The sequence below is a fragment of the Micromonospora sp. CNZ309 genome (assembly GCF_002846525.1).
This window is the reverse complement of sequence record NZ_PJNG01000001.1, coordinates 4,423,436-4,447,333: the sequence shown is the minus strand read 5'-3', so window position 1 is coordinate 4,447,333 and position 23,898 is coordinate 4,423,436. Positions and strand designations below refer to the sequence as shown.

General features: G+C 73.6%; 17 protein-coding genes. 8 read left to right on the top strand and 9 right to left on the bottom strand.

Features of this window, described 5'->3' with window-relative positions; translation table 11 throughout:
• Positions 1-22 precede the first annotated feature (22 nt).
• Complete coding sequence (locus CLT72_RS18555) at positions 23-1,324, bottom strand: sensor histidine kinase (protein WP_101412882.1); 1,302 nt, start codon at positions 1,322-1,324, stop codon at positions 23-25.
• A 400-nt stretch (positions 1,325-1,724) separates the two neighbouring features.
• Here CLT72_RS18555 and CLT72_RS18550 point away from each other — a divergent pair, with 400 nt between their 5' ends.
• The 6 genes from CLT72_RS18550 to CLT72_RS18525 all read left to right on the top strand — a co-directional run bounded on the left by CLT72_RS18550 (position 1,725) and on the right by CLT72_RS18525 (position 8,816).
• On the top strand, positions 1,725-2,495 hold the full coding sequence (locus tag CLT72_RS18550; protein WP_101412881.1) for a redox-sensing transcriptional repressor Rex: 771 nt from the start codon (positions 1,725-1,727) through the stop codon (positions 2,493-2,495).
• The gene (locus CLT72_RS18545) at positions 2,492-3,940 is read left to right on the top strand and encodes a glutamyl-tRNA reductase (RefSeq protein WP_350823874.1); all 1,449 of its coding nucleotides are present in this window, start codon (positions 2,492-2,494) and stop codon (positions 3,938-3,940) included. The genes CLT72_RS18550 and CLT72_RS18545 overlap by 4 nt, the downstream gene beginning before the upstream one ends.
• Positions 3,937-4,905 carry a hydroxymethylbilane synthase gene (gene hemC / locus CLT72_RS18540; protein ID WP_101412880.1) on the top strand — a complete coding sequence of 323 codons (969 nt, stop codon included), beginning with the start codon at positions 3,937-3,939 and terminating at the stop codon, positions 4,903-4,905. The genes CLT72_RS18545 and hemC overlap by 4 nt, the downstream gene beginning before the upstream one ends.
• Positions 4,902-6,482, top strand: a complete 1,581-nt coding sequence (locus tag CLT72_RS18535; protein ID WP_088998234.1) for a bifunctional uroporphyrinogen-III C-methyltransferase/uroporphyrinogen-III synthase — start codon at positions 4,902-4,904, stop codon at positions 6,480-6,482. The genes hemC and CLT72_RS18535 overlap by 4 nt, the downstream gene beginning before the upstream one ends.
• Positions 6,483-6,501: 19 nt before the next feature.
• Positions 6,502-7,485, top strand: a complete 984-nt coding sequence (gene hemB / locus CLT72_RS18530) for a porphobilinogen synthase (RefSeq protein ID WP_101412879.1) — start codon at positions 6,502-6,504, stop codon at positions 7,483-7,485.
• 824 nt (positions 7,486-8,309) lie between these two features.
• Positions 8,310-8,816, top strand: coding sequence for a helix-turn-helix domain-containing protein (locus tag CLT72_RS18525; protein WP_486484278.1), 507 nt, complete (start codon positions 8,310-8,312; stop codon positions 8,814-8,816).
• A 65-nt stretch (positions 8,817-8,881) separates the two neighbouring features.
• Here CLT72_RS18525 and CLT72_RS18520 read toward each other — a convergent pair whose 3' ends face one another.
• From CLT72_RS18520 to CLT72_RS18510, 3 genes are all read right to left on the bottom strand, one after another.
• Complete coding sequence (locus CLT72_RS18520) at positions 8,882-12,187, bottom strand: lamin tail domain-containing protein (RefSeq protein WP_101412877.1); 3,306 nt, start codon at positions 12,185-12,187, stop codon at positions 8,882-8,884.
• Positions 12,188-12,284: 97 nt separating this feature from the next.
• On the bottom strand, positions 12,285-13,301 hold the full coding sequence (locus tag CLT72_RS18515; RefSeq protein ID WP_101412876.1) for a GNAT family N-acetyltransferase: 1,017 nt from the start codon (positions 13,299-13,301) through the stop codon (positions 12,285-12,287).
• Between the two features lie 72 nt (positions 13,302-13,373).
• The gene (locus tag CLT72_RS18510; RefSeq protein WP_144082271.1) at positions 13,374-14,810 is read right to left on the bottom strand and encodes a lytic murein transglycosylase; all 1,437 of its coding nucleotides are present in this window, start codon (positions 14,808-14,810) and stop codon (positions 13,374-13,376) included.
• Between the two features lie 39 nt (positions 14,811-14,849).
• On the opposite strand from CLT72_RS18510, the gene CLT72_RS18505 reads away from it, so the two are divergent.
• Positions 14,850-15,068, top strand: a complete 219-nt coding sequence (locus tag CLT72_RS18505; protein ID WP_101412874.1) for an FmdB family zinc ribbon protein — start codon at positions 14,850-14,852, stop codon at positions 15,066-15,068.
• 187 nt (positions 15,069-15,255) lie between these two features.
• Positions 15,256-18,087 (top strand): ATP-binding protein, encoded by a 2,832-nt coding sequence (locus CLT72_RS18500; RefSeq protein WP_101412873.1) that lies wholly within the window; start codon positions 15,256-15,258, stop codon positions 18,085-18,087.
• Between the two features lie 84 nt (positions 18,088-18,171).
• Here the strand turns inward: CLT72_RS18500 and CLT72_RS18495 are convergent, their stop codons facing one another.
• The 5 genes from CLT72_RS18495 to CLT72_RS18475 form a co-directional block, all read right to left on the bottom strand.
• Positions 18,172-18,711, bottom strand: coding sequence for a phospholipase (locus tag CLT72_RS18495; protein ID WP_088998242.1), 540 nt, complete (start codon positions 18,709-18,711; stop codon positions 18,172-18,174).
• A gap of 179 nt (positions 18,712-18,890) precedes the next feature.
• Complete coding sequence (locus tag CLT72_RS18490; RefSeq protein ID WP_101412872.1) at positions 18,891-20,555, bottom strand: glycoside hydrolase family 10-like protein; 1,665 nt, start codon at positions 20,553-20,555, stop codon at positions 18,891-18,893.
• Between the two features lie 453 nt (positions 20,556-21,008).
• Positions 21,009-22,025 (bottom strand): glycoside hydrolase family 43 protein, encoded by a 1,017-nt coding sequence (locus CLT72_RS18485; protein ID WP_101412871.1) that lies wholly within the window; start codon positions 22,023-22,025, stop codon positions 21,009-21,011.
• Entirely contained in the window at positions 22,022-22,921 is a 900-nt protein-coding gene (locus CLT72_RS18480; protein ID WP_101412870.1) for a carbohydrate ABC transporter permease, read from the bottom strand. The genes CLT72_RS18485 and CLT72_RS18480 overlap by 4 nt, the downstream gene beginning before the upstream one ends.
• A 10-nt stretch (positions 22,922-22,931) precedes the next feature.
• On the bottom strand, positions 22,932-23,897 hold the full coding sequence (locus CLT72_RS18475; protein WP_101412869.1) for a carbohydrate ABC transporter permease: 966 nt from the start codon (positions 23,895-23,897) through the stop codon (positions 22,932-22,934).
• Position 23,898: the final 1 nt, after the last annotated feature.

Sequence of the window (23,898 nt, the reverse complement as noted above, 5' to 3'; positions counted from 1 at the left end):
GCGCCTGTCTACCACGTACGGCTCACAGCGGGAGTTCCGCGCGGATCTTGGTGGGGCCGCCGGCCGGGCTGGTCACGGAGAGCCGGCCGCCGGCGGCGCGGACCCGGTCGGCGATGCCGACCAGCCCGTGCCCCTTGGCCAGGTGGGCGCCGCCCTGCCCGTCGTCGTCGACGTCGACCTCCAGCCGCCCCTCGTGCCGGGTCACGGTGACCTGGCACTCGGTCGCGCGGCTGTGCTTGGCGACGTTGGTCAGCGCCTCGGACACCACGAAGTAGGCGGTGCTCTCCACCGCCGGGTCGAGCCGGCCGGCCGGGCTGCCCAGCTCCGGGTCGAGCCGCAGCTCGATCGGGATCAGGCCGCGCCCGGCCAGGGCGGCCAGGGCGCTGGGCAGTCCCCGGTCGACCAGGATCGGTGGCGCGATGCCCCGGGACAGGGCGCGCAGCTCGGCGAGCGTCTCCCGGGTCTGGGCGACCGCCTCGTCCAGGGTGCGTGCGGCGGCCTCCGGGTCGACGGCGAGTTGCTGGCGGGCCCGGCTGAGGTCCATCGCCAGCCGGACCAGGCGCTGCTGCGGGCCGTCGTGGATGTCGCGCTCCAGCCGGCGCAGCGCGCTCGCCTCGGCGGAGACTGCGGCCCGCTTCTGCTCCTCCAGCACGGTGATCCGGTTGCGCATCTCGGCCACGCCGGTGAGCAGGGCGCGCCCGAAGCTCGCCTGGAGCAGCGCGCAGCCGCGCGCCACGATCGGCAGGGTGATCAGGAAGAACACCCCGATCGCGGTGTGCAGGCCGATCCGCGCGATGGTCGAGTCGCCCAGGCCGAGGAGTTGGGGGAGGCCCACGTCCTCCGGGTCGCCGTGCGGCAGCGCCCAGTCGTACGCCCAGTAGAGGCTGCCGGCGACGGCGCCGGCCCACCAGACCAGCGTGACCACGAAGGTGACGATGGCCACGATCAGCTTGAGGATGCCGTGGGCGAGGTCGAGCCAGGACTGCGCGTCCCCCATCGGCACGAAGATGCGCCGCCAGGCGCTCGCCCCCGGCTCGGCGAGCCGGTACTGGGGGCGGATACGGGACTGGTGCAGCACGGCGGGGAGGCGTAGCCGCTCGATGTCGGCGAGGCCCCGGGCGGCGTAGAGGGTGCCGCTGAGGATCGGCAGGCCGATCACCGTCACCACCAGCCCGAGCCCGGCCGCCAGGCCGACCAGCAGGACGACGAAGCTGGCCAGGGCCAGCGGGAGGCCCAGCAGCACGTAGCCGGAGTCCAGCAGGAGCTGGCGGGAGATGGTCGGCGCCGGCACGGGCTGGTCGGCGGCGACGGGTACGGCGGTCATGCCACGAGGCTAGGCAGAACGGGGTGGCCGACCCATCCCGTCGGCCCGCCTCTGCGGCGTAGGGCTGGCCCTACCGTGACCGGATCGTGGGCGTGCCGTGGGTCGCGTGATTGGTCAGAGAAGTCTTAATTGAGCAATAATCGGCGCGGCCAGCGCCAACGGCGCCGCCCGGAGGTCGGGCGGCGGCCGGCGGAGGCCGCTGGATCGATCTTGCGGAATGGAGGGGCTGGTGAAGCCGCGTCGCGAGCTTTCAAGATCGCGATTTGTGCACGCCTTCACAAGCGCCTACTCTGTAGTTCCGACGCGCCCTGCTAGCACAGCCGGCAATCTCGGTCGCCAGCGGGAGTCCCGAAACGGCCGGCCGGTGGAGTTGGCCGAGGATCGCACCGCACGGAGTCTCATGAGTCAGCACCGTCACCCTGGCGCGCCCGGTCGCGCCGGTGCCGTACCGGCGCTCCCGGATCTGCCGGAGGCGACCGTCGCGCGGCTCCCGGAATACCTCCGTGCCCTGCACAATCTCGCCGAAACCGGCCACGAGACCGTGTCCAGCGAGGGTCTGGCCAGCGCCGCCGGCGTGAACTCCGCGAAGCTGCGCAAGGACCTCTCGCACCTCGGCTCGTACGGCACCCGTGGCGTCGGCTACGACGTGGCGCTGCTGATAGACCAGATCGAGTACGTGCTCGGGCTCACCCAGCGGCGGGCCGTCGCCCTGGTCGGCGTGGGTAATCTCGGTCACGCCCTCGCCGGCTACGACGGCTTCGCCAGCCGCGGCTTCCGGATCGCCGCGCTCTTCGACGCCGACACCGCGCGGGTCGGCGAGGAGATCAACGGGCTGGTCGTGCGGCACATCGACGAGCTGCCCCGGGTCGCCGCCGAGGAGTCCATCGCCATCGGCGTGATCGCCACCCCCGCCTCGGCCGCGCAGACGGTGGCCGACCAGCTCGTGGCCGTCGGTGTGACGAGCATCCTGAACTTCGCCCCGTGCGTACTCTCGGTCCCGGAGGGGGTCGACCTGCGCAAGGTCGATCTCGCCATCGAGCTGCAGATCCTGTCCTTCCACGAGCACCGCAAGGCATCGCTGACCGCGCTCCCCGCCACCGGTGGGTCCGCCCTCACCGCCCTGCCCGGGGGGCTCGCCGTCACCGACCCGCAGGAGGCGATCGGCACGTGAAACTGCTCGTCGTCGGCGCGTCCTACCGCACCGCTCCCGTCGCCACGCTGGAGCAGCTCGCGGTCGGTCCCGCGGACCTCACCCGCACCCTCGACCGGCTGGTCGCCCAGCCGTACGTGACCGAGGCCGTGATCGTCTCCACCTGCAACCGGGTGGAGGTCTACGCCGCCGTGTCCGGCTTCCACGGCGGCCTCGGCGACATCTGCGCGGTGCTGGCCGAGCAGGCCGGCTGCCAGCCCGCCGCGCTCGCCAACCACCTCTACGTGCACTTCGACGCCGCCGCCGTGGACCACGTCTTCCGCGTCGCCGCCGGGCTCGACTCGATGGTGGTCGGCGAGGCGCAGATCCTCGGCCAGCTCCGGGACGCCTACCATTCCGCGACCGGGGCCGACACCGCCGGGCGGCTGCTGCACGAGCTGATGCAGCAGGCGCTGCGGGTCGGCAAGCGGGCGCACGCCGAGACCGGAATCGACCGGGCCGGCCAGAGCGTGGTGACCGCCGCGCTGGAACTGGCCGCCGGGCACCTCGACGGTGACCTCGCCGGCCGTCCCGCGCTCGTGGTCGGTGCGGGCGCGATGGGGTCGCTGGGCGTCGCCACGCTGTCCCGGCTGGGCGCCGGGCCGCTCACCGTCACCAACCGGGGCACCGACCGGGCCGTCCGGCTGGCCGAGGCGTACGGGGCCGGCGCGACGCCGATGGCGGAGCTGACCACCGTGCTCTCCACAGTGGACATCGTAGTGGCCGCCACCGCGGCCGCCGAAGCGGTCCTCACCCGTGAGGTGGTGACCCGGGCGCTCGCCCGGCGCGACCCCGACCGGGGGCCCCTGGTCCTGCTCGACCTCGCCGTACCGCGCGACGTGGAGGCCGGCGTCGCCGAGCTGCCCGGCGTCGAGGTCATCGACATCGACCGGATGGCGGCGCTGCTCGCCGACGGCCCCGCCGCCACCGACGCCGCCGCCGTCGAGCGGATCGTGGTCGGCGAGGTCGACGCCTTCCTCACCTGGCTGCGCGGCGCCGACGTGGCGCCCACGGTGGCGGCCCTGCGCGGCCGTGCCGACGACGTGGTGGGCGCCGAGCTGCGCCGCCTCGCCCAGCGCCGCCCGGACCTCACCGACGACCAGCGCGCCGAGGTGGCCCGTACGGTGCACCGGGTCGTGCAGCGGCTGCTGCACCAGCCGACCGTGCGGGTCCGTCAGTTGGCGGCCGAGCCCGGCGGCGACCAGTACGCGGCCCTGCTGCGCGAGCTGTTCGACCTCCAGGTGCCGCAGACCTCGCCCGTCGACAACGTCCCCGACATCGGGGCCGGCGACGCCGCGCCGCCGTTCGGGCTCGCCGACGCCGCACCACCGTTCGGCCTGGCCGACGTTCCGCCGCCCGTCGGCCTCGCCGACGTTCCACCGTCGACGCGCTCCGCCGACGTCCCGCCCATCGGAGGTGAGCGATGAGCACGCCCCTGCGCCTCGGTACCCGAGGCAGCAAACTGGCCATGGCCCAGTCCGGCCACGTCGCCGAGGCCCTGACCGCCGCCACCGGCCGGCCCGTCGAGCTGGTCGAGGTGGTCACCGCCGGCGACCGCTCGTCCGCGCCGGTGCACCGGCTCGGCGTCGGCGTCTTCGTCTCCGCCCTGCGCGACGCGCTGACCGCCGGCACGATCGACTTCGCGGTGCACTCCTACAAGGACCTGCCCACCGCGGCGGCGGCCGGGCTGCACGTCGCGGCGGTGCCGACCCGGCAGGACCCGCGGGACGCGCTGGTCGCCCGGGACGGCCGTACCCTGACCGAGCTGCCCTCCGGCGCGACCGTGGGCACGGGCGCGCTGCGCCGCATCGCCCAGCTGCACGCCCTCGGGATGCAGCTGGAGGTCACCCCGATCCGCGGCAACGTCGACAGCCGCCTCGCGCGGGTGCTCGGCCCGGAGGCCGACCTCGACGCGGTCGTGCTGGCCCGGGCCGGGCTGGCCCGGCTCGGGCGGACCGATGTGATCACCGAGACGCTCGACCCGATGCTGATGCTGCCCGCGCCCGCCCAGGGCGCGCTGGCGGTGGAGTGCCGGGCCGACGACACCGACCTGGTCGAGCTGCTCGCCGTGCTCGACCACGCACCGTCCCACGCCGCGGTCGTCGCGGAGCGGGCGCTGCTGGCCACCCTGGAGGCCGGGTGCTCCGCCCCGGTCGCCGCCTACGCCGAACTCGCCGAGGGCGACGCCGGCGAGGAGATCTATCTGCGCGGGGCGGTGATCAGTCCGGACGGTACGAGAGACCTCCGGCTGTCCCGCACCGGAACGCCCGCCGACGCGGCGGAGATCGGCAAGGCACTCGCCGCCGAACTCCTCGACCTCGGCGCCGACTCGATCCTCGGCCACGATGGACACGCCGGCCCGGGGACCCAGCAATTTGGGAGCACAGAATGACCCGCACCCGTAAGCCCGTAGGCCGCATCGCCTTCGTCGGGGCCGGTCCCGGCGACCCGGGCCTGCTGACCCGCCGGGCGCACGACGCCCTGGTCGACGCCGACCAGGTGGTGTACGACCGGGGAGTCCCCGAGTCGCTGCTCGACGCCGTGCGCGCCCAGGCCAGGTCCGACGCCGAGTTCACGCCGGCGGAGGGCGCGCCGGGTGACGTGGCGAAGGTGCTGATCTCGGCGGCCCGATCCGGGCTGAACGCGGTGCACCTGGTCGCCGGCGACCCGTTCGGCCACGACTCGGTCGTCAAGGAGGTGCAGGCGGTCGCACGGACCGCCGCGCACTTCGAGGTGGTTCCCGGCGTCGGCCAGGCCGAGGGGGTGGCGACCTACGCGGGCGTGCCGCTGCCGGGCGTACGGACGGCGGCCGACGTCGAGGACGTCAGCACGCTGGACTTCGACGCGCTGGCCGCCGCCGTTCGCCGAGGCTCGCTGGCCCTGGCCGTGGACGCCGGTGACCTCGCCGCGATCCGCGACGGGCTGCTCGCCGCCGGCGTGGAGGGCACCACCGGCGTGGGGGTGACCGGGGACGGCACCGGCGAGACGCAGTACACCACCACCTCGACCGTCGACTCGTTCGTCGCGGCGGCGCTCGGCTTCACCGGCCGGGTGGTGCTCACCGTCGGCGAGGGCGTGGGCCAGCGCGACAAGCTGAGCTGGTGGGAGAACCGGCCGCTGTACGGCTGGAAGGTCCTCGTGCCCCGCACCAAGGAGCAGGCCGGCGTGATGAGCGCGCGGCTGCGCGCGTACGGGGCCATCCCCTGCGAGGTGCCGACGATCGCGGTCGAGCCGCCGCGTACCCCCGCCCAGATGGAGCGGGCGGTCAAGGGCCTGGTCGACGGCCGGTACGCCTGGGTGATCTTCACCTCCGTCAACGCGGTCCGCGCGGTCTGGGAGAAGTTCGCCGAGCACGGCCTGGACGCCCGGCACTTCGGCGGCGTCAAGATCGCCTGTATCGGCGAGGCGACCGCCGACGCCGTCCGCGCGTTCGGCATCCAGCCCGAGCTGATCCCGTCGGGCGAGCAGTCCTCCGACGGGCTGCTGGCCGAGTTCTCGCCGCACGACGAGATCCTCGACCCGGTCGGTCGGGTGCTGCTGCCGCGCGCCGACATCGCCACCGAGACCCTCGCCGCCGGGCTCACCGAGCGCGGCTGGGAGGTCGACGACGTGACCGCGTACCGGACGGTCCGGGCCGCCCCGCCGCCCGCCGAGATCCGGGACGCGATCAAGTCGGGTGGCTTCGACGCGGTGCTCTTCACGTCCAGCTCCACGGTGCGCAATCTCGTGGGTATCGCGGGGAAGCCGCACGCCCGTACCGTCGTTGCAGTGATCGGGCCCAAGACGGCGGAGACCGCGACGGAGTTCGGCCTGCGGGTCGACGTCCAGCCGCCGCACGCCTCGGTCCCCGATCTGGTGGAGGCGCTCGCCGCCTACGCCGTCGAGTTGCGCGAGAAGCTCGCCGCCATGCCGGCGAAGCAGCGCCGTGGCTCGAAGGTGCAGGGGCCGACCGCCCTGCGGTTCCGGTAGTCGTAGCAGGAGGTCCGTGATGCCGTACCCCGAGATCCGGCCCCGCCGGCTGCGCCGCAACGCGGCCATCCGGCGGCTGGTCTCCGAGACCCGCGTCGACCCGGCCGAACTGGTCGTGCCGATGTTCGTCAAGGAGGGGCTGACGGAACCGCGGGCGATCGCGTCGCTCCCGGGGGTGCTCCAGCACTCCCGGGACTCGCTCCGCAAGGCCGCCGCCGAGGCGGTCCAGGCGGGCGTCGGCGGCATCATGCTCTTCGGCGTGCCGGAGCAGCGGGATCCCACGGGCTCCGGCGGCATCGACCCGGACGGCATCCTCAACGTCGCGATCCGTGACGTCGTCGCCGAGGTGGGCGACGCCACGGTCGTGATGAGCGACCTCTGCCTGGACGAGTTCACCTCGCACGGGCACTGCGGCCTGCTCACCCCCGGCGGCGACGTGGACAACGACGCCACGCTGGAGGCGTACGCCGAGATGGCGGTGGCCCAGGCCGCCGCCGGGGTCGGGGTGGTCGGGCCGTCCGGGATGATGGACGGCCAGGTCGCGGTGGTACGCCGGGCGCTCGACGCCGCGGGCCACCAGGACGTGGCCGTGCTGGCGTACGCCGTCAAGTACGCCTCGGCCTTCTACGGCCCGTTCCGCGACGCGGTGGAGTCGGCGCTGGAGGGCGACCGGCGTACCTATCAGCAGGACCCGGCGAACCTGCGGGAGTCGCTGCGCGAGGTCGAACTGGACGTCGCCGAGGGCGCCGACATGGTGATGGTCAAGCCGGCCCTGCCGTACCTCGACGTGGTGGCGGCCGTGCGCGCGGCGGTGGACGTGCCCGTCGCCGCCTACCAGGTCTCCGGCGAGTACGCGATGGTCGAGGCGGCCGCCGCGAACGGCTGGATCGACCGGGAGCGGGTCATGCTGGAGACGCTCACCTCGATCCGCCGGGCGGGCGCCCAGATCATCCTCACCTACTGGGCGGTCGAGGCCGCCCAACTCCTCCGCCAGCGCTACTGACCCGCCACCTCGACCCGGGCCGGGCCGGGCCGGACCGGACCGGACCCGACCCGGGCCGGACCCCGCTGGGCCGGGCCGGGCTGGCGGGCTCTGCGCTGGTGCTTCCTGCGGCCGGCGGCGCGCTTTCGGTGCCTCGCCTCGCCCCCGCAGCCTCAGGTGTTGGTGTGCCACCTCATTGGTGCTGCCCGGCACCGGCTTGCTCGCCGGCAAAAGGTCGAACGTTCGTCACGTTCAGTGATATCACTGCGCCCGAGGGTCAGTGACCTCCCGACGCTTTGCTCTGCAGCCATATACGCACCGGCGACCCACGGTGACCGTTGCGTATATGGCTGCAGAGCAAAGGGCGCGCGGAGGTGGGTGGCTCCGCAGCGAGCCGGAAGATAAAACTGCTGGTCAAGCCGTTTCGATCTCTGGTGAGGTCGCTGAGGGTCGCTTCGAGGCGAAGGATGTAATTACGCAGAGTAGGAGTTGGGCGGGAGCTCGCTTCTGTTACTGCGAGTCACCATCCGACGGGTGGGGCCGGCTTGCTTCGGTGTGGCGTCGGGCAGTGGGTCTTCCACAGGCGGCTGGGTTATCCACAGGCAGCGCGGGTGGGATTGCGGGAGGGCGCGGCAGCGGGGGAGCGTGACCGGATGACCGCCCTACCCGCAGAACCGGCGAGTGGCCGGCCCCTGAATCCCGCCGCCGTGCCGGGCTCCGCCGCCACGCCCGGCTCTGCCGCCACGCCCGGCTCTGCCGTCGCGCCCGGCCCTGCCGTGCCGGGCTCTGAGGGCGTCGCGCCGGGACCTGAGGCCGCCGCGTTGGGCTCGCGTGAGCCGTCGGTGATGTTGACCGAACCGTTCGACACGCCGTGGCCGGCTGCGGGCATCGTCCGGGCGGTGCGGCGGTACGCCAGCCTCAGTCAGCGGGAGCTGGCCCGGTGGGCCGGGGTCAACCACTCCACCGTCGGGCGGATCGAGGTGGGCCGGCTGGTGCCGAGCATCCTGCTCCTGCGCCGCATCATCGGGGTCGCCGGCTTCCGGCTGGCCGTCGTCGACGAGTTCGGGCGGGTGCTGAAGCCGATGCGGGACTGGCAGGACACCCGGGACGGGGCGGGGCGTCGCTATCCCTCGCACCTGGACACCATTCTCGACCCCGAGCCGGGCGAGTGGTGGGCCGACGTCTACGGGTTGGCCCGCCCGCCGGAGACCTTCTACCGCGACCGCAGGGTCCGCGACGCCATGCGGCGGCGCAGCCAGTGGGAGGTGCGGGTGGCGAAGTACCGCAGCGTGCCCCCACCGCCGCGCGTGCCCCCGCCGCCGGGGCTGCCCGACCCACGCTCTCCGTGGTGAGCGAACGGCCCGCCACCCGGGAAACTCCTGGGCGGCGGGCCGTCGGGGCGGGCTCCGGTGTGACGTCAGTCGTCGTCGGTGATGGTGCCCACGGCGAGGGGATCGGCCAGCCGCAGGCCGGGCACGCCGGCCACGACCAGGTTCACCTTCTCGTCCGCCTCCCGCTTCCGGTCACCGCGTACGGTCACCGGGAAGTCCAGGGACGTCTGCCCCGCCGCCAGGACCTTGCATCCGACGTACGGGTCGTAGTCGGCGCCGGCCTGGGCCGTGGTGCCGTACGTGGCGGCGCAGAGCAGCACCGGCTGCGACAGCGGGCGCGACACGGTGGCCGTGAAGGTCAGCGGCCGGGTGCCCCGGTCACCCTCGACCACCGACGCGTCGCCGACGCTCAGCGACGCCCGGGAGCGGAAGCGGGCCACCTGCGGGTCGTGGTCGCTGGAACCCCGGCTGCCGTCGGCCGCGTGGTCGGCCGGCCAGTCGGCGTTGACGTGCGCCGCCCGCATCTGCACCAGGTCCCGGTGCAGCGCGCCGTTGACGAACAGGTGGTCCAGCGTCTGCGCCTGCCCCTCGAAGCTGTACGAGTAGGCCGACGACGGCGCGTCGGCGAGCAGGTCGTCCCAGAGGTTGCGCATGCCCGCCTCGTACAGCGGCCCGAGCTGGTCCGACGGGGTGGGGTCGGCCGCCGTCGCGCTGCGCTGCTCGTCCCCGGGCACGGGGAACGGATCGTCGGGGCGGGGGAAGACGTTCAGGTCCCCGCCGTAGACCACCCGCGCGTGCGGGTCCGACGCCTCGATCGCGGTGACGATCGCGGCGCCGTACGCGGCCTGCTCCCGGCGCTGCCCGACCCGACTGTCCGGCCCCGACGAGTAGTGGTTGCTGGCGGCCCACAGCGTGTACCGCTCGGCGGAGCCGGGCGCGGCGGCGACGGTGAACTTGCCGAGCTGCGGGGCGCGGGTGAAGACGTTGTTTCCGTCCTTGCCGGTGGAGGTGTCCACATCGGCGGGGAGCACCGCGTTGAGCGCCTTCGGGTTCTGCACGTCCGCGTTGCCCGGCAGCCCCGCCCCCCGGTACTCGACGGTCGGCGCCGAGCCCAGCAGCGGGTCGGCGGCGGTGGGCGCCGCCAGCGACACCCGGTCGGTGCGGAACAGGAACGCCGCCGTGATGCCCCGGGCGTCCGCGCCGGTCCGGTCGTACGCGGCCTGGTAGGCCGGGCCCCCGGCGGCGGCGATGGCCAGCGCCAGGTCCTGGAGGCTGTCCGGTGCGCCGTCGGCGTTGTCCGTGCTGCCGCAGACCAGTTCGGTGCCGGAGACCGAGCAGATGTCCTGGTCCTCGGCCTCCTGCACCAGGATCAGATCGGGGGAGTGCAGGTCGGTGGTGATCTGGTCGGCCAGCGCGACGAGCTGCTCGCGGTACTCCTGCTCGCTGCCCGGGACGTAGTCGAACGGCGGGCGCACCCCGGTGCAGCCGGCGTTGCCGGCGAAGTCGCAGCCGTCGAACGGGTCGTCGCGGTAGTCGTACAGGTTCTCGACGTTGTAGGTCGCGACCGCGACCTCCTCCGAGCGGTTGGCCGGCTTCGGCGGCTCGTTCTTCGACGGGTCGGCCCCGCCGGTGAACGCGGCTGTCTCGACCTGCACCCCGTACTTCTCGAACGAGTAGTAGAGCCCGCCGACCGCGTCGGCGGTCAGCGTGTCGAAGGTGCGCGCGGGCGGGAGCAGCGCGGCGCTGTCACCCGTGCTGCCCTTGACGCCCATGCTGCCGAGCAGGACGCGCTGCCCGTTGCCGTCGTCGAAGCGGCGGGTCGGGTCGTTGTCCAGCGGGTGCGCGTCCCGGAACACCCGGCGGGCGTACGCGTCGGCGCGGTCGAGCAGCGGGTCGTCCCGGTCGATCACGAAGATCTCGGCGTCGGCGGTGGAGGCGAAGACGTTGCGTCCGCTCACCGCGCCGCTGCCGGCGCGTACGCGCAGCCGGGCGCCCTCGTGCCGCTCGAAGAAGCGCTGCGCCGCGGCGACCTCGACCGGTGGCACCGCGTCGGTCACCTCGACCTCGGCGTTCACGTCCACCCCGGAGGCGATCCGGCGCACCAGCGACGCGCCGGAGAGCTGGGTGAAGTTGAAGTACTCGGAGACCCGGGCGCGCAGCACAACCTCGTCGCCGACCGTCGGCACGTAGCCGCCGATCAGCGAGGTGAACGAGCCCATGAAGACGAAGATGCCGTCCGAGCTGGTCGGGTCGCCGTCGGTGGCGTCGGAACGGCTCTGGAGGAAGAAGCCGTGCTGGTCGCGGCCCGACGAGTCGCGGGCCAGGGTGCGCTGGGTGATCACGCCGCGCACGTCGTACAGCGTGCTGCTGGTCCCGTTGCCCGTGGCCGGCGCGAGCGGGGACCGGTCGGCGGGGCCGGACTCGGCGTCGGTGGTCGGGCCCTGCACCTCGCCGACGGTCAGCTCCCGGGTCACCTGCACGGCCAGCGTGCAGGTGGCGGTGCCGCCGTCCGCGTCGGTGGAGGTCAGCACCACGGTGTACGCCCCGGCGGCCAGGTCGGCGCTCGTGGCGACCGTGGCCCGGGCGGTGCCGCCGACGGCGTCGGCGGGGGTGACCGCCGAGCGGCTGACGGAGCCGGTGGCCGGGGTCGGGCTGACCGAGGTGACCGCCAGGTCGACGATGCGGTCGTCGGTGTCGGTGGCGGTGACCTCCCGGGTGGCCGCCGTGCCGGCCGAGGTCACCAGGGCCGGGCCGCAGGCGAGCGTGGCGGGCGCGTCGACCGGTCCGCCGCCGTCGACGGCGTGCGTGCCGAGGCCGTCGAACGTGTCGACGGGGAAGCCGGCCCACTGGGCGGCCGGGTCGAACGCGTCGGAGGGGTCGGTGTCGCCGGACGTCACGGCGGCCGACCGGCGCAGCGTGTTGTCGGCGGTGCTGGTGACGCCCGTGCCCCACTCGGTGCCCGGGTCGACGCCGACCTGGCCGATCGAGTCGAGCACGGTGCCGCCGCGACGCAGCACGATCGCGTCGTCGCCGTTGAACAGGCTGGCCCCGGTGGTCTGGTCGGCCCGGTCGAGGATGGCCGGTGCGGCCGAGGCGGCGGCGAGGACGAAGACGTCCCCGGCCGCGACGGTGCCGGTGAGGGCCAGGTTCGTCGGCGTGGTGGAGCCGTTGAAGTGCAACTGGAGCTGATAGCCGCCGGCGGCCAGGTCGACGGCGGCGCCCGTGCCGTTGAACAGCTCGATCGCCTTGTTGTTCGACGAGCCTTCGACGTACTCGGAGATGAAGAGGTCGGTGGGCGCGGCGCTGGCCGCGGTGGGTGCGACGCCGACGGCCGTGACGGTCACGGCGGCGGTGGCGGTCGCGAGCGCGGCAAGAGTGCGGCGCGGGCGCATGAGGCCTCCACGATGGGTGGACGGGGAACTAACGCACGTTAAGGGTCGCTGCTGACCGCCGTCCATCCCCCAGCGGACGGATTCGTGAACGTTCCGGTCAGCGTCCGGCGTCGAGGCGGTGCACCAGCTCAGCCACGTCGATGCTGTATTCGCACCATTCGCGGTCCGGGCGGTAGCCCAGCTCGGCGTTGACCTTGAGCATGGCCTCGTTGGCCTGCGCGTTCCAGGTCTGCACCTCGGCCAGCTCCGCCTCCGCGGAGCGCAGCTCCATCAGCATCCGGGCCTTGATCGCCCGGTCGATGCCGTAGCCCCGGTGGTCCTGCACGACGATCGTGTCGTACTGGTCGGCGCGGGTGGGATGCTGGACCGGCACGACCACCTCGGTCAGCCCGGCCACCTCGCCGGTCTGCTCGTGCAGGGCGAGCACGATGTAGGGCTTCATGCCCCGCCGGTGCAGGCAGTCCAGGCTGTCCCGCAGCCGCTCCGGGTCGTAGGAGCTGGGGCGCAGCTCGCCGTCCTCGACGTCGCGCACCTCCGCCTTGGCCCGGGCGTACGCCTCGATCAGCTCGTCCGGCGGGCCGCCCGGGTGGAACTGGAGGTGGTAGCCCGCGCCGATGCCGGTGGCCATCTCGGCCAGCTCGGCCCAGTCCACCCCGGACAGGTCCAGCACGCTGCGGGTCTCGACGTATTCCTTCGAGAAGCCGAGCGACTCGTAGAAGGCGACGGCCGGCGTGTCGCCGACCACCTCCACCCCGATCGACTGGAAGCCCTCCTGGTAGACCCGTCGGGCGGCGGTCAGGACGAGGTCCCGGCCGAGGCCCGTACGCCGCGCCGAGGGGTGCACCAGCACCTCCAGCACGCCGATGTCGCCGAGCAGCAGCACGTGCACGTGGCCCAGGATCGCCCCCGGACTGCCGTCGGCCGCCGGTTCCGTCTGGGCGACCCAGGAGATCCGCCGTTCGCCGGGCATCACCTCGGCGAGGTATTCCCGCATGGAGCTCTCCCGCCACGGCGGATCCTGCGGCAGATCGGCCGCCAGGACCGCGTTCAGCGTGTCCAGCAGCGACGCGATCTCGGCGGACGACGCGGTCCTGGGGTCCCACTCGCGCACCATCACCCGTCTAGCTTGCCGCTAACCGCTGCCCGGGGGAAGTGTCCAGTTCTCCAATGTACGCGGACGATCACTTCATGTGCGGCTGGCCTGTCCGTACCGGTTGGCGGTGTCGTAGACGTCCTGGGCGTAGCGGCGGACGTCGTTGTAGGACAGGATCGCGTTCCACCAGTCGGCCGGGATGGTGAGGTTCCGGCTGCCCTTGCAGAGGTAGTTGCCGGCGGCGAGGGCGGCGTCGTCCAGGTCGTGCGGGTCCTTGACGCCGTCGTTGTCGGCGTCGGCCCCGATCTCCTGCCAGGTCGTCGGGATGAACTGCATCGGCCCGACCGCCCGGTCGAGGACCGGGTCCTTGTCCATCACGCCGCGGTCGGTGTCGGGGATGCGCATCCGGCCGCCCTGCCCGTCGAGCGGCAGGCCGATGATCTCGGGCAGCGCCTTGCCGTCCTGGCGGAGCGTCGCGCCGTTGGCCTGACCGTGCCCCGACTCGACGAACCCGATGGCCGCCAGCGTGGTCCAGCTCAGCCCGCAGCTGCGGTTGGTCTGGGCGAGCACCACCTCGGCGTAGCCGTACGCCTGCATGGCCACCGGCGAGATGCCGACCTTGGGCCCGACCTGGGCGGCCCAGCCGGCCAGCGCGTCCGACGGCCGACCGGTGGAGCCGCCGACGACCGGGCCGGTCGGTGCCGTGCCGGGCGGCAGCACCGTCTGGGTGGGCGGTGGCATCCCGCCGGGCGGTGGCGTGCCGCCGGGTAGCGGCGCCTGCGGGTCGGTGGTCTGGGCGGGGGAGGTGGCGTCGACCGCGACCGGCCGGGTTCCCCGGGCCGTCGCGGGCACCAGCAGCGCGCCGGCCGCAGCCGTCGCCGCGACCAGGGCGAGCAGGAACACCCCGGGCAGGGTGAGTCGCCCGCTGGGTCGCCGCGACCAGTCCCGCGTGGCGCGGGCGGCGGCGATCGCGACGCGGTGCGGAGGCTGGCGTACGGCGTGCGCGAACTGCACCCGGCGGCGCCGGGGCCCGGCGGCCGGTTTCGTCGCGGGCAGGTCGACCTTCGTCTGCGCGAGGTCGCCCGCGCCCGACGCCGCGCCCTCGCCGTCCTTCGCCCCGCTCGCGGTGGCCGCCGCTCCCGTGGCCGAGGTCCCGGTGGCCGGCTTCGCCTTCTCGGCCGGCTTCGCCTTCTCGGCCGGCTTCGCCTTCTCGGCCGGCTTCGTCTCGGCGGTGGGCTCTTCCACCGGCTTCGCGGCGACCGGCTCGTCGGCTGCCTTCGCTTCGGCTGCCTTTGCTTCGGCCGCCTTCGTCTCGGCCGCCTTCGTCTCGGCCGCCTTCGTCTCGGTGGCCGGCTTCGTGTCCTCCCTGGAGGTGGATCTCAGCCAGGGGCGGCGGGGACGCGGCAACCGCGTCGCCGGCCCGGGCACGGCGCCGGATTCGGCGAGCGGCCCGTCGATGGGTGCCGCCGGCCGCAGGGGCCGAAGGGTCTTCCTGTCCTCGCCGTCCACCACAAGTTGAGTATCACCCATGTATCCCCGTACGTCAGGACCGGTCGTACCCTGGGTGCCATGCCCCGGTACGAGTTTCGTTGCCGCGCCTGCGGCGACACCTTCGAGGTCAACCGTCCGATGGCGCGGGCCGCTGAGCCGGCGTCCTGCCCGCAGGGGCACGCCGACACGGTCAAGCTCCTCTCCACCGTCGCGGTCACCGGCCGGGGCGGCGGTGCAGCCGGTGGCGCGCCGGCGCCGGCCGGCGGAGGGTGCTGCGGCGGCGGCTGCGGCTGCTGACCGGCGGGGTCCGCCCACGCCCGTCCGGGCCGGTGCCTCGCCCGGCCGCGACGTCCGCCGGCCCAACCCCTCCGGCCAGCCGGTGCGGACGGCTCCCCGGGGGCCGGAGCCGCCCGACCGTTCTCACGATGCGTGATGGTCCGGTTTCAGGCAGCATGAGTCCGACGTCACGGGCGGAGGTTCCACCATGTCGCCACGGATCCATCTCCCGAGCGGGTTGGTGACCTTCGTCTTCACCGACATCGAGGGCTCCACCCGGCTGGCCCAGCTGCTCGGGCCGGACTACCCGCCGGTGCTGCGGGAGCACCGCCGCCTGCTGCGCCGTACGATCGCCGCGACCGAGGGCGCGGAGCTGCTGACCGAGGGGGACTCGTTCTTCCTCGCCTTCGGCGACGCGACCGCCGCACTGACCGCCTGCCTGACCGCCCAGCGGGCGCTGGCCAGCCACGAGTGGCCCACCGCCGACGCCGTGCCCCGGGTCCGGATGGGGCTGCACACCGGCTGGGCGGAGCCGCGCGACGGCGAGTACGTCAGCCCGGAGGTGCACCGCGCGGCGCGGGTGGCCGCCGCCGCCCACGGTGGGCAGGTGCTCTGCTCGGCGTCGACGGCCCGGCACGTGGAGCCGTTGCCGCCCGGCGCGTCCCTGATCGACCTCGGCCTGCACCGGCTGCGCGGCTTCGACGACCGGGAACGGCTCTTCCAACTGGTCGCCCCCGGCCTGGAGCGGCAGTTCCCGCGGCCCCGCACGGCCGACGCGAGCGCGCACAACCTGCCCACCCCGGTCACTTCGTTCGTCGGCCGGGACGCCGAGCTCGCCGAGCTGAGGCGGCTGGTGGAGGCGCACCGGCTGGTCACCGTCCTCGGCGCGGGCGGCGCGGGCAAGACGCGGCTGGCCGTGGAGCTCGCCGTCGACCTGGTGGAGTCCCATCCGGACGGGGTCTGGTTCGTCGACATCGCCGCGGTCACCGACCCGGGCCTGGTGGCGTTCGAGGTCGCCGCCGTGCTCGGTCTGCGTCCCGAGCCGGGCCGCCCGATGGTGGACACCCTGGTGGAGTACGCGGCCGCGCGCCGCATGCTCGTCCTCCTGGACACCTGCGACGCCCAGCCGGCCGCCTCGGCCGACGTGATCTCCCGGCTGCTCGCGGGCGGGATGGGCGTCCGGGTGCTCGCCACCAGCCGGGAGTCGTTCGGGCTGCCGGGCGAGGTGGTCTGGCGGATCCCGTCGTTGTCGGTCGACCCGCCGGTCGAGGGGGCGGAGAGCGACGCCGTCGCGCTGCTGCTGGACCGGACGGCGGCGGCCCGGGGCGGCCGGCCCCCGGACCCGGCGGAGTCGGCCGACCTGCGGCGGGTGGTGCGCCGGCTGGACGGGTTGCCGCTCGCCATCGAGCTGGCCGCCGCCCGGTTGCGGGTGCTCTCCGTCGGTCAGCTCGCCGCGCGTCTCGACGACGTGCTGGGCACCCTCGACGCGGGGCGGGAGGACCCGTCCCCGGCGGAGCCGGACCCGTCTGGCGACCGGCAGGACGGCGTGGATCCGGTGGCGGCGGCCGTGGGGACGGCGTCGCCCAGCCCGGCCGTCCGGGCGGTGCAGCGCTCCGCCACCGAACGGCACCTGACCATGCAGGCCACGGTCACCTGGTCGTACCGGACGCTGGGGCCACGGGCCGCCCGGCTGCTGCGCTGGCTGGCGGTCTTCGCCGGCCCGGTGGACCTGGCGGCGGTGGAGTGGCTGCTCGGCGACGACCCGCTCGATCCGCTCTCGGTGCTGGTCGACAAGTCGATGGTGCTGGCGGAGCCGCACGCCGCGGGCAGCACCTACCGGATGCTCGACCCGATCCGGGCGTACGCGGCCCGGCGGCTGGTGGAGGCGGGGGAGGAGCGGTCGGCCCGCAACCGGCACGTGGCGTGGTCGATGCACGCGCTGGAACGGGCGCACCTGGGCCCGGACGGGCGGCCGGTGACCCTGTCGCTCTACGCCCTCGACCCGCTCGCCGGCGAGCTGCGGGCCGCGCTGCGCTGGTGCGCCACCGGCGGCAGTGCCCGCGCCGGTCTGCGGCTGGCCGGGGGCCTCGACCAGTGGTGGCGGGAGCGGGGCCTGGCCCGGGAGGGGCGGCTCTGGCTGTTCCGGCTGTATGGGCGCATCGCCGAGACCGGGGAGCGGATCCCGGAGGCCGAGCTGGCGGCGGCGTACCACATGCACTCGCTGCACGCCGGCGCGGACGGCGAGTTCGCCGAGGAGCTGCGCTACTCCCAGCGGGCGGAGGCGGCGGCCCGGCAGGCGGGCGACGCGGGCCTGCTCGCCCGGGTGCTCGCCGGGCGGGCCGCCCCGCTGGTCGACATGGGACAGTTCGCGGAGGCCGAGCGGATCTGCCGTGAGGTGATCGACTGGGCGTCCGGCCAGGAGGTGCTCGGCGACGCGCTCTTCGGGGTGTTCAGCCTGGCCGAGCTGCTGTGGCGGCGGGGTGCCCTGGACGAGGCCGCCGAGCTGCTGGGCGCGGCGCGACCGGTGGAGGCGGCCCGGCCGGTGGAGCGGGGGCGGCGCTCCGTCGACATGCTGCTCGGGATGGTCGCCCTGGCGCGTGGGGACCTCGTCGCCGCGCACGAGCATCTCCAGGTGGCGCTCCGCTCGCGGATGAGCCACGGCTTCCACGGCCGGGCCTGCGACACGTTGAACGCGATGGCGGTGCGCTGCGCGGCCGGCGGCGACGGCCTGACGGCGGCCCGCCTGTTCGGCGCGGCGGGGGCGACCCGGGCGAGCATGCGCTGCGCCCCGGGCATCTACGGCGGGTACTGGGCGCAGCGGCAGGGGGAGCTGCGCCGGGAGTTGGGCGACGCGACCTTCGACGGCGCGTACGGCGAGGGGACCGAGCTGGGGCTGGAGGAGGCGGCGGCGCTGGCCCTCGCCGTCGAGCACCCGGACCTGGCGGCCGGTTCGGCGCGGTTCGGCGCCGGTCACGCCCGCGTGGCGCCCCGCCAGCCCGTCACCCCCGACCGGCGCCGCCACCACACGGGGCACGCCTGACGGCGGGGTCCGCCGTCCGTGCCGGTCGGGGTCCGCGTCGACCCGGTGGGCCGGGGACGCGGACCCCTGGGCGGTACGGGTGGGTCAGCGGCTCAGCGCGGCGCGGCGCTCGGCGTCGGCCTTCATCCGGGCGGCGCGGTCGATGTCGGCCTGCTGCACGGCGGCGACCGAGCCGAACGCGCTGACGGCCTGGTAGTACGTCCAGGCGAGGCTGGTGCAGGCGGGCCGCACGACGCTGTTGTAGGTGGCGCAGACCCGCTTCAGGTCGGCGTAGAAGGCGCTGTCCAGTCGGGCCTTGTTCGCCGAGAACCGGCTCATCGCCTTGTAGTTGCGGTAGCCGAAGTCGTGCCGGTAGCAGGAGAGACTGAAGTTGAAGCCGAGCGGGTTGTCCGGGCTCGACGAGCAGTAGTCGGTCGACCAGTTGAACTCGTACGCCGCCCAGGCGCCCTTGTTCAGCCGGCCCGAGTTCCAGGAGTTGTAGCTGGTGGCGCTCGTCTGCGTCCAGCTGGACAGGACGGAGAGTTTCTGCGAGGTCGTGACGGCGGCGGCGGGGGAGGAGACCCCGAAGACGAAGAGCATCGTGAGCGCGGCCGAGGCGAGCAGGGTGGTGAGGCGTCTGGGCACGGGTTACCTCCGCGGGGGATGGCGGGCGGGACGGGGGTTACCGGCGGGTCACCGGAATGCCGACCAGTGTGGATCATGGAGGGATCCGGGGGATGTGGTGCCCGCCGACAATTGGTGACAGGCGTTGAAACAGACGAATGCCCCGGGCGCCAGGGGCGCCCGGGGCATCCGGTCGGACGTCAGCGGACGAAGGCCGGCGGGCTTGCCGGGCTCTCGTTCGACAGTCGGTCGAGCGCGGTCACGTAGTAGGTGTACCGCTTGCCAGCCTCGGCCGTCGTGTCCACCCAGGACTGGGTCCGGGTGTCCGCGTCGGCGCGGACCGTGTCGACCAGGTGCGCGGCGTCGGCGAAGTCGCACCGGCCGGCCAGGCCGGTCCCGTCGAAGCGGTAGATCGCGTACGAGGTGGCGGTGCCGAGCGGGCCCACGCCGTCGGCCGGCTGGAGCCAGCTCAGGCGGACCCCGTCGTCCTGCCGCGCGGCCTTGGTGACCACCGGCATGAGCAGCGGCTTCTTCGGCAGGTGCGTCATGGTCGGGACCAGCGCCGGGCGGGAGTAGTGCTCGGCGGCGTAGATGTCGGTCGCGCCGAGCCGGTTGGCCCGCACCTGAACGGCCGAGAAGTGGACGTTGCCCAGGACCTCCGGGTACTGCCGGTTGAGCGTCAGGTGGTTCGACAGCTCCTGCGGGTTCATCCAGAACGAGCCGTAGACCGGGTCACCGCTCTTGTAGTCGGCCTGCCCGATGTAGAGCTGCACCCGGGTGCCCTTGACCACGTCCGCCCACCACGGCACCAGCCGGGTGTAGTCGGCGGCCGGGTACTGGCCCATGTACCAGTAGAGCTGCGGCACGATGTAGTCGATCCACTCCTCCTTGACCCACTTGCGGGTGTCGGCGGAGATGATGTCGTATGACTGGCTGCCGGTGGTGTCCGAGCCCAGCGGGTCGGCCGACTGGTTGCGCCAGATGCCGAACGGGCTGACGCCGAACTTCACCCACGGCTTCTCGGCCTTGATCTTGGCGTTCATCTCCTGGACCAGCAGGTTGATGTTGTCCCGCCGCCAGTCGGCCTTGTTGGTGAAGCCCCGGTTGTGCGCCGCGAAGGTGGCGTCGTCGGGCACCTGGTGGGTGCCGCTCGGGTAGGGGTAGAAGTAGTCGTCGAAGTGCACGCCGTCGACGTCGTACCGCTTGACCGCGTCCATCATCGCGGTCTGCACGAACTCGCGGACCTCCGGGATGCCGGGGTTGTAGTAGAGCCGGCTGCCGGCGACCCCGGCCGGCGGGTAGGCGAAGGTCCACTCCGGGTGCTCGCGCACCGGGTGGTTGGGCGCGAGCTGGTTGATGTCGGCGCCGGCACCGCCCGGGGCGGGCATGGAGATGCGGTACGGGTTGAACCAGGCGTGGAACTCGAGGTTGCGCTTGTGCGCCTCGGAGACCACGAACTTCAGCGGGTCCCAGCCCGGGTTCTCGCCACGCACCCCGGTCAGGTACTCCGACCAGGGCTCGTGGGGCGACGGCCAGAGCGCGTCGGCGGTCGGCCGGACCTGGACGACCACGGCGTTGTGGTTGAGCCGCTCGGCGAGGTCGAGCAGCTGGCGGTACTCGGCCTGCTGCGCGGCGATGCGGTCGGGTGCGGTCTGGGACGCCTTGCTCGGCCAGTCGATGTTGACGACCGAGGAGATCCACATGGCCCGGAACTGCCGCTTCGGGGTGGCCGGGTCGGTGACGCAGGTGGTGGTGGAGGCGGCGGTGGTCGCCGCGTCGGGCGCCGCGCTCGCCGGGGTGGCGGCGACGAGCGCGCCGAGCAGTGCGGCGGCCAGCCCGGCGGCTCCGAGCCGAGTTGCCTTCATGCGGTGTGTCCCTTCGTTGGGGCTCCCGTGTCAGGGGTTCATCGCGGCGCAGACGGCAAGATTCGCCGTTGACAATCTGCCGCTGGTAGGAAATTTTCACACCTCACGGCTCTGCGCAAGAGTCTGGACGGGATCGATCCGTCCGTCCACGTCCGCTCGTCCCTGTGGCCGGGGCCACGGCGCGCAGGGTACTGGACCGCACACTGCGGGTGCCGGACCGATTAGCCCGAGATCGTCAGGATTGAGGAGGTTCCACGCTGGGTAGCGTCGCCGGTCACCGGCCGCCACGGGGGTGGTCCGGACGGTGGGAGGGGTGTCGGCCGCCGCGGTTCGGTCGCGCTTCCCCTGGTGTACGCCGACAGCGCGGCACCCGATCGGCAGGTGCCGCGCTGTCGCTGCCTCCGGGGCGTGCGTGCGGTGCTCCGGGCTGGCCGCCTTCCGGAAGGTCCCCGGTCAGGGCAGCCGCTGGGGCTCCCCCGTGGGGCCCTTGACCACCGGCTTGCCGTCGGTCCAGACGACCTCGTCGAGCCAGACCTGGCGGCCCGGGTCCACCGTGCCCTCCTGGCCCGGCGGCCAGGCGTGGTAGAGCAGCCAGGTGCGCCCGTCCTTGACCACCATCGAGGCGTGCCCCGGCCCGGACGCGACCTCGTTGGTCTTCAGGATGGGGTTCTCCGGGGCCTTCACGCACGGCCCGGCCGGCGACTCGCAGATCGCGTAGCCCTCCGCGTACTCGGCCCGGTCGTAGGCGTTCGCGGCGAAGAACAGGAACAGCCTGCCGTCGTGGCGGTGCAGGAATGGGCCCTCGATCAGGGTGCCCTCCCACGGCTCGGTCTGCTTCAGCAGCTTCGTCGGCTCGCCGACCAGGCGCAGCCCGTCGTCCGAGAGGCGCTGCGACCAGATCCAGGTGTCCACCCCGATGGCGTTGCCGTCGTTCTTCCACAGCAGCCAGAGGCTGCCGTCGGCGTCCCGGAACGGGCTGGCGTCGATCGCTCCGCCCAGCTCCGCCTGGCAGATCAGCGGACCGGTCGAGTCGTCCCGGTACGGCCCCTGCGGGGCGCCCGCCACGGCCCGTCCCACACACTGCCGCCCCGACTCGCGCCCGGCGACGGTGTAGTAGAGCGCGAACCGGTCCGGGGCCAGTTCGATCGCCTCGGGCGCCCAGGTCTTCCCGGCGTCCGCCCACCCCGGCAGGCCCGGCAGCGCGTCCCCGGCCGGCGTCCAGTCGACCAGGTCCGCCGAGGTGAGCACCGGGACGTTGCGGCCACCGGCGTTCGTGTGGAACAGGTACCAGGTGTCGCCCACCCGGATCGCCTGCGGGTCGGGCGCGTCGGTGCGTACGACCGGGTTGGTGAACATGCGTGCGTCGTCTCCCGTGTTCGAGGGTTCTTCTCCACCACCGCAACCGGCGGCGAACAGCGCGGCGGCGAGCACCGCCGCCGCGCCGCGCCGCCGGCTGGTTCCGACCGTCATCCCTTCAGCCCGCTGCGGGAGACGCCCTGGATGATGTGCCGCTGCGCGAGCACGAAGAGGACCAGCACCGGCACGCTGGCCAGCACCGCCCCCGCCATGATCACGGGGTAGTCGGTGACGTAGGCGCCCTGGAGCAGGCCCAGGCCCGGCGGCAGGGTGAGCGTCTCGGGGCTGAACAGCACGAAGATCGGCCAGAGGAAGTCGTTCCAGTTCGTGAGGAACGACAGCACCGCCAGGGTGGCCAGCGCCGGCCGGGACAGCGGCAGCACCACCCGCCAGAAGATCTGCCACTGGTTGGCCCCGTCCAGCACCGCGGCCTCCTCCAACTCCCGGGGGAGGGAGAGGAAGAACTGCCGCAGGAAGAACACCCCGAACGCGCTCGCCGCCCCGGGGACGATCACCACGGTCAGGGTGTCGATCCAGTTCAGCTCGTCGACGATCAGGAAGTTCGGGATGATCAGCGAGGTCGGCGGGATGAACAGCGTCCCGACGATCAGCGCGAAGAACACCCCGCGGCCGCGGAAGCGCATCCGGGCCAGGGCGTACGCGGCCATCGAGGCCGTCGCCAGCACCAGCAGCGCGTGCGCGGTGGCAGCCAGCATGCTGTTGGCGAACCAGCGCAGCACGGGGTTGGCCGAGTTGTTCAGGATCTGCTCGTAGCCGTACCCGGAGATCGGCTCCGGCAGCCAGGTCGGCGGGATCTGCTGGGCCCCGGTGTAGGTCTTCAGCGAGGTGATGACCATCCACACCAGCGGCAGCAGGAAGACCAGGGCGAGCACGACCAGGATGGCGTAGAGCGCGGTCCGGCGCAGCGCGGTGCCCGGTGCGCGCCCGGCCGCCGGGACACCGGCCCGGCCCGGCTCGGGGGCGCGCGTGGTGCGCGTGGGCGTCGTCATGGCGGTCCCCTCAGTCTTCCCGGTAACGGAAGAGGCGGAAGTTGGCGATGCTCACGACCGCCAGCATCAGGGCGAACACGATGCTCATCGCGGCGGCGCGGCCGGCGTCGTTGTCCCGCAGCCCCTCCTCGACGATGAACCAGACCACCGTGCGGGTCTCCGTGCCCGGCGCACCCTGGGTGATCAGGAACGACTGGCCGAACACGTTCGCCGAGGCGAGCACGGTCGTGGTGATCACGAAGAGCAGCACGGGACGCAGCCCGGGGAGCGTGACGTGCCGGAACCGTTCCCAGGCGCTCGCGCCGTCCACCTTCGCCGCCTCGTACAGCTCCTGCGGGATGTCCTGGAGCCCGGCCAGGTAGATCACGGCGTTGAAGCCGGAGGTCCACCAGACGGTCACCCCCACCAGCGAGACCCACGCCCACGGCACGTCCGTCACCCACGGGGTGTCGGCCGGCAGCCCGACCATCCCGGCGAGCCGGTTCACCAGGCCCAGGTTGGCGTCGAGCAGGAACCGCCAGAGCAGGCCGATCACCGCCACGCCCAGCACGTACGGCGCGAAGTAGACCGCCCGGAAGAAGGTCCGGCCGGGGAACGACCGGTTCAGCAGCAGCGCCAGCCCGAGGGGTACGACCACCAGCAGCGGCACCGCGAAGACGGTGAAGATCCCGGTCGCCCGTACGCTCTGCCACCAGTCGCCGTAGACGGCCGATTCGCTGGAGAACAGCTCGGCGTAGTTGTCCAGCCCGACGAAGGGCCGGTTGGGCAGCTGGAAGTCCCACTGGTGCACGCTGAGCCAGAGACCGAGCAGGATCGGCAGCAGGCCGAAGACCCCGAACAGCAGCAGGTACGGCGCGAGGAACAGGTACGGCGTGGCCCGCCCGGCCCGGCCGGGCCGGGTGCTCCGGCGGGCGGCGCCAGCCGCCGGGGGCGGCGCGTCACCGCGCGCCGCCCCGACCTCGATCACGTCCGCCACG

Coding starts and splice junctions, on each gene's coding strand:
- CLT72_RS18555 (WP_101412882.1), bottom strand. CDS start 1,324: ATGACCGCCGTACCCGTCGCCGCCGACCAGCCCGTGCCGGCGCCGACC.
- CLT72_RS18550 (WP_101412881.1), top strand. CDS start 1,725: ATGAGTCAGCACCGTCACCCTGGCGCGCCCGGTCGCGCCGGTGCCGTA.
- hemC (WP_101412880.1), top strand. CDS start 3,937: ATGAGCACGCCCCTGCGCCTCGGTACCCGAGGCAGCAAACTGGCCATG.
- CLT72_RS18535 (WP_088998234.1), top strand. CDS start 4,902: ATGACCCGCACCCGTAAGCCCGTAGGCCGCATCGCCTTCGTCGGGGCC.
- hemB (WP_101412879.1), top strand. CDS start 6,502: ATGCCGTACCCCGAGATCCGGCCCCGCCGGCTGCGCCGCAACGCGGCC.
- CLT72_RS18525 (WP_486484278.1), top strand. CDS start 8,310: ATGTTGACCGAACCGTTCGACACGCCGTGGCCGGCTGCGGGCATCGTC.
- CLT72_RS18520 (WP_101412877.1), bottom strand. CDS start 12,187: ATGCGCCCGCGCCGCACTCTTGCCGCGCTCGCGACCGCCACCGCCGCC.
- CLT72_RS18515 (WP_101412876.1), bottom strand. CDS start 13,301: ATGGTGCGCGAGTGGGACCCCAGGACCGCGTCGTCCGCCGAGATCGCG.
- CLT72_RS18510 (WP_144082271.1), bottom strand. CDS start 14,810: ATGGGTGATACTCAACTTGTGGTGGACGGCGAGGACAGGAAGACCCTT.
- CLT72_RS18505 (WP_101412874.1), top strand. CDS start 14,850: ATGCCCCGGTACGAGTTTCGTTGCCGCGCCTGCGGCGACACCTTCGAG.
- CLT72_RS18500 (WP_101412873.1), top strand. CDS start 15,256: ATGTCGCCACGGATCCATCTCCCGAGCGGGTTGGTGACCTTCGTCTTC.
- CLT72_RS18490 (WP_101412872.1), bottom strand. CDS start 20,555: ATGAAGGCAACTCGGCTCGGAGCCGCCGGGCTGGCCGCCGCACTGCTC.
- CLT72_RS18485 (WP_101412871.1), bottom strand. CDS start 22,025: ATGACGGTCGGAACCAGCCGGCGGCGCGGCGCGGCGGCGGTGCTCGCC.
- CLT72_RS18480 (WP_101412870.1), bottom strand. CDS start 22,921: ATGACGACGCCCACGCGCACCACGCGCGCCCCCGAGCCGGGCCGGGCC.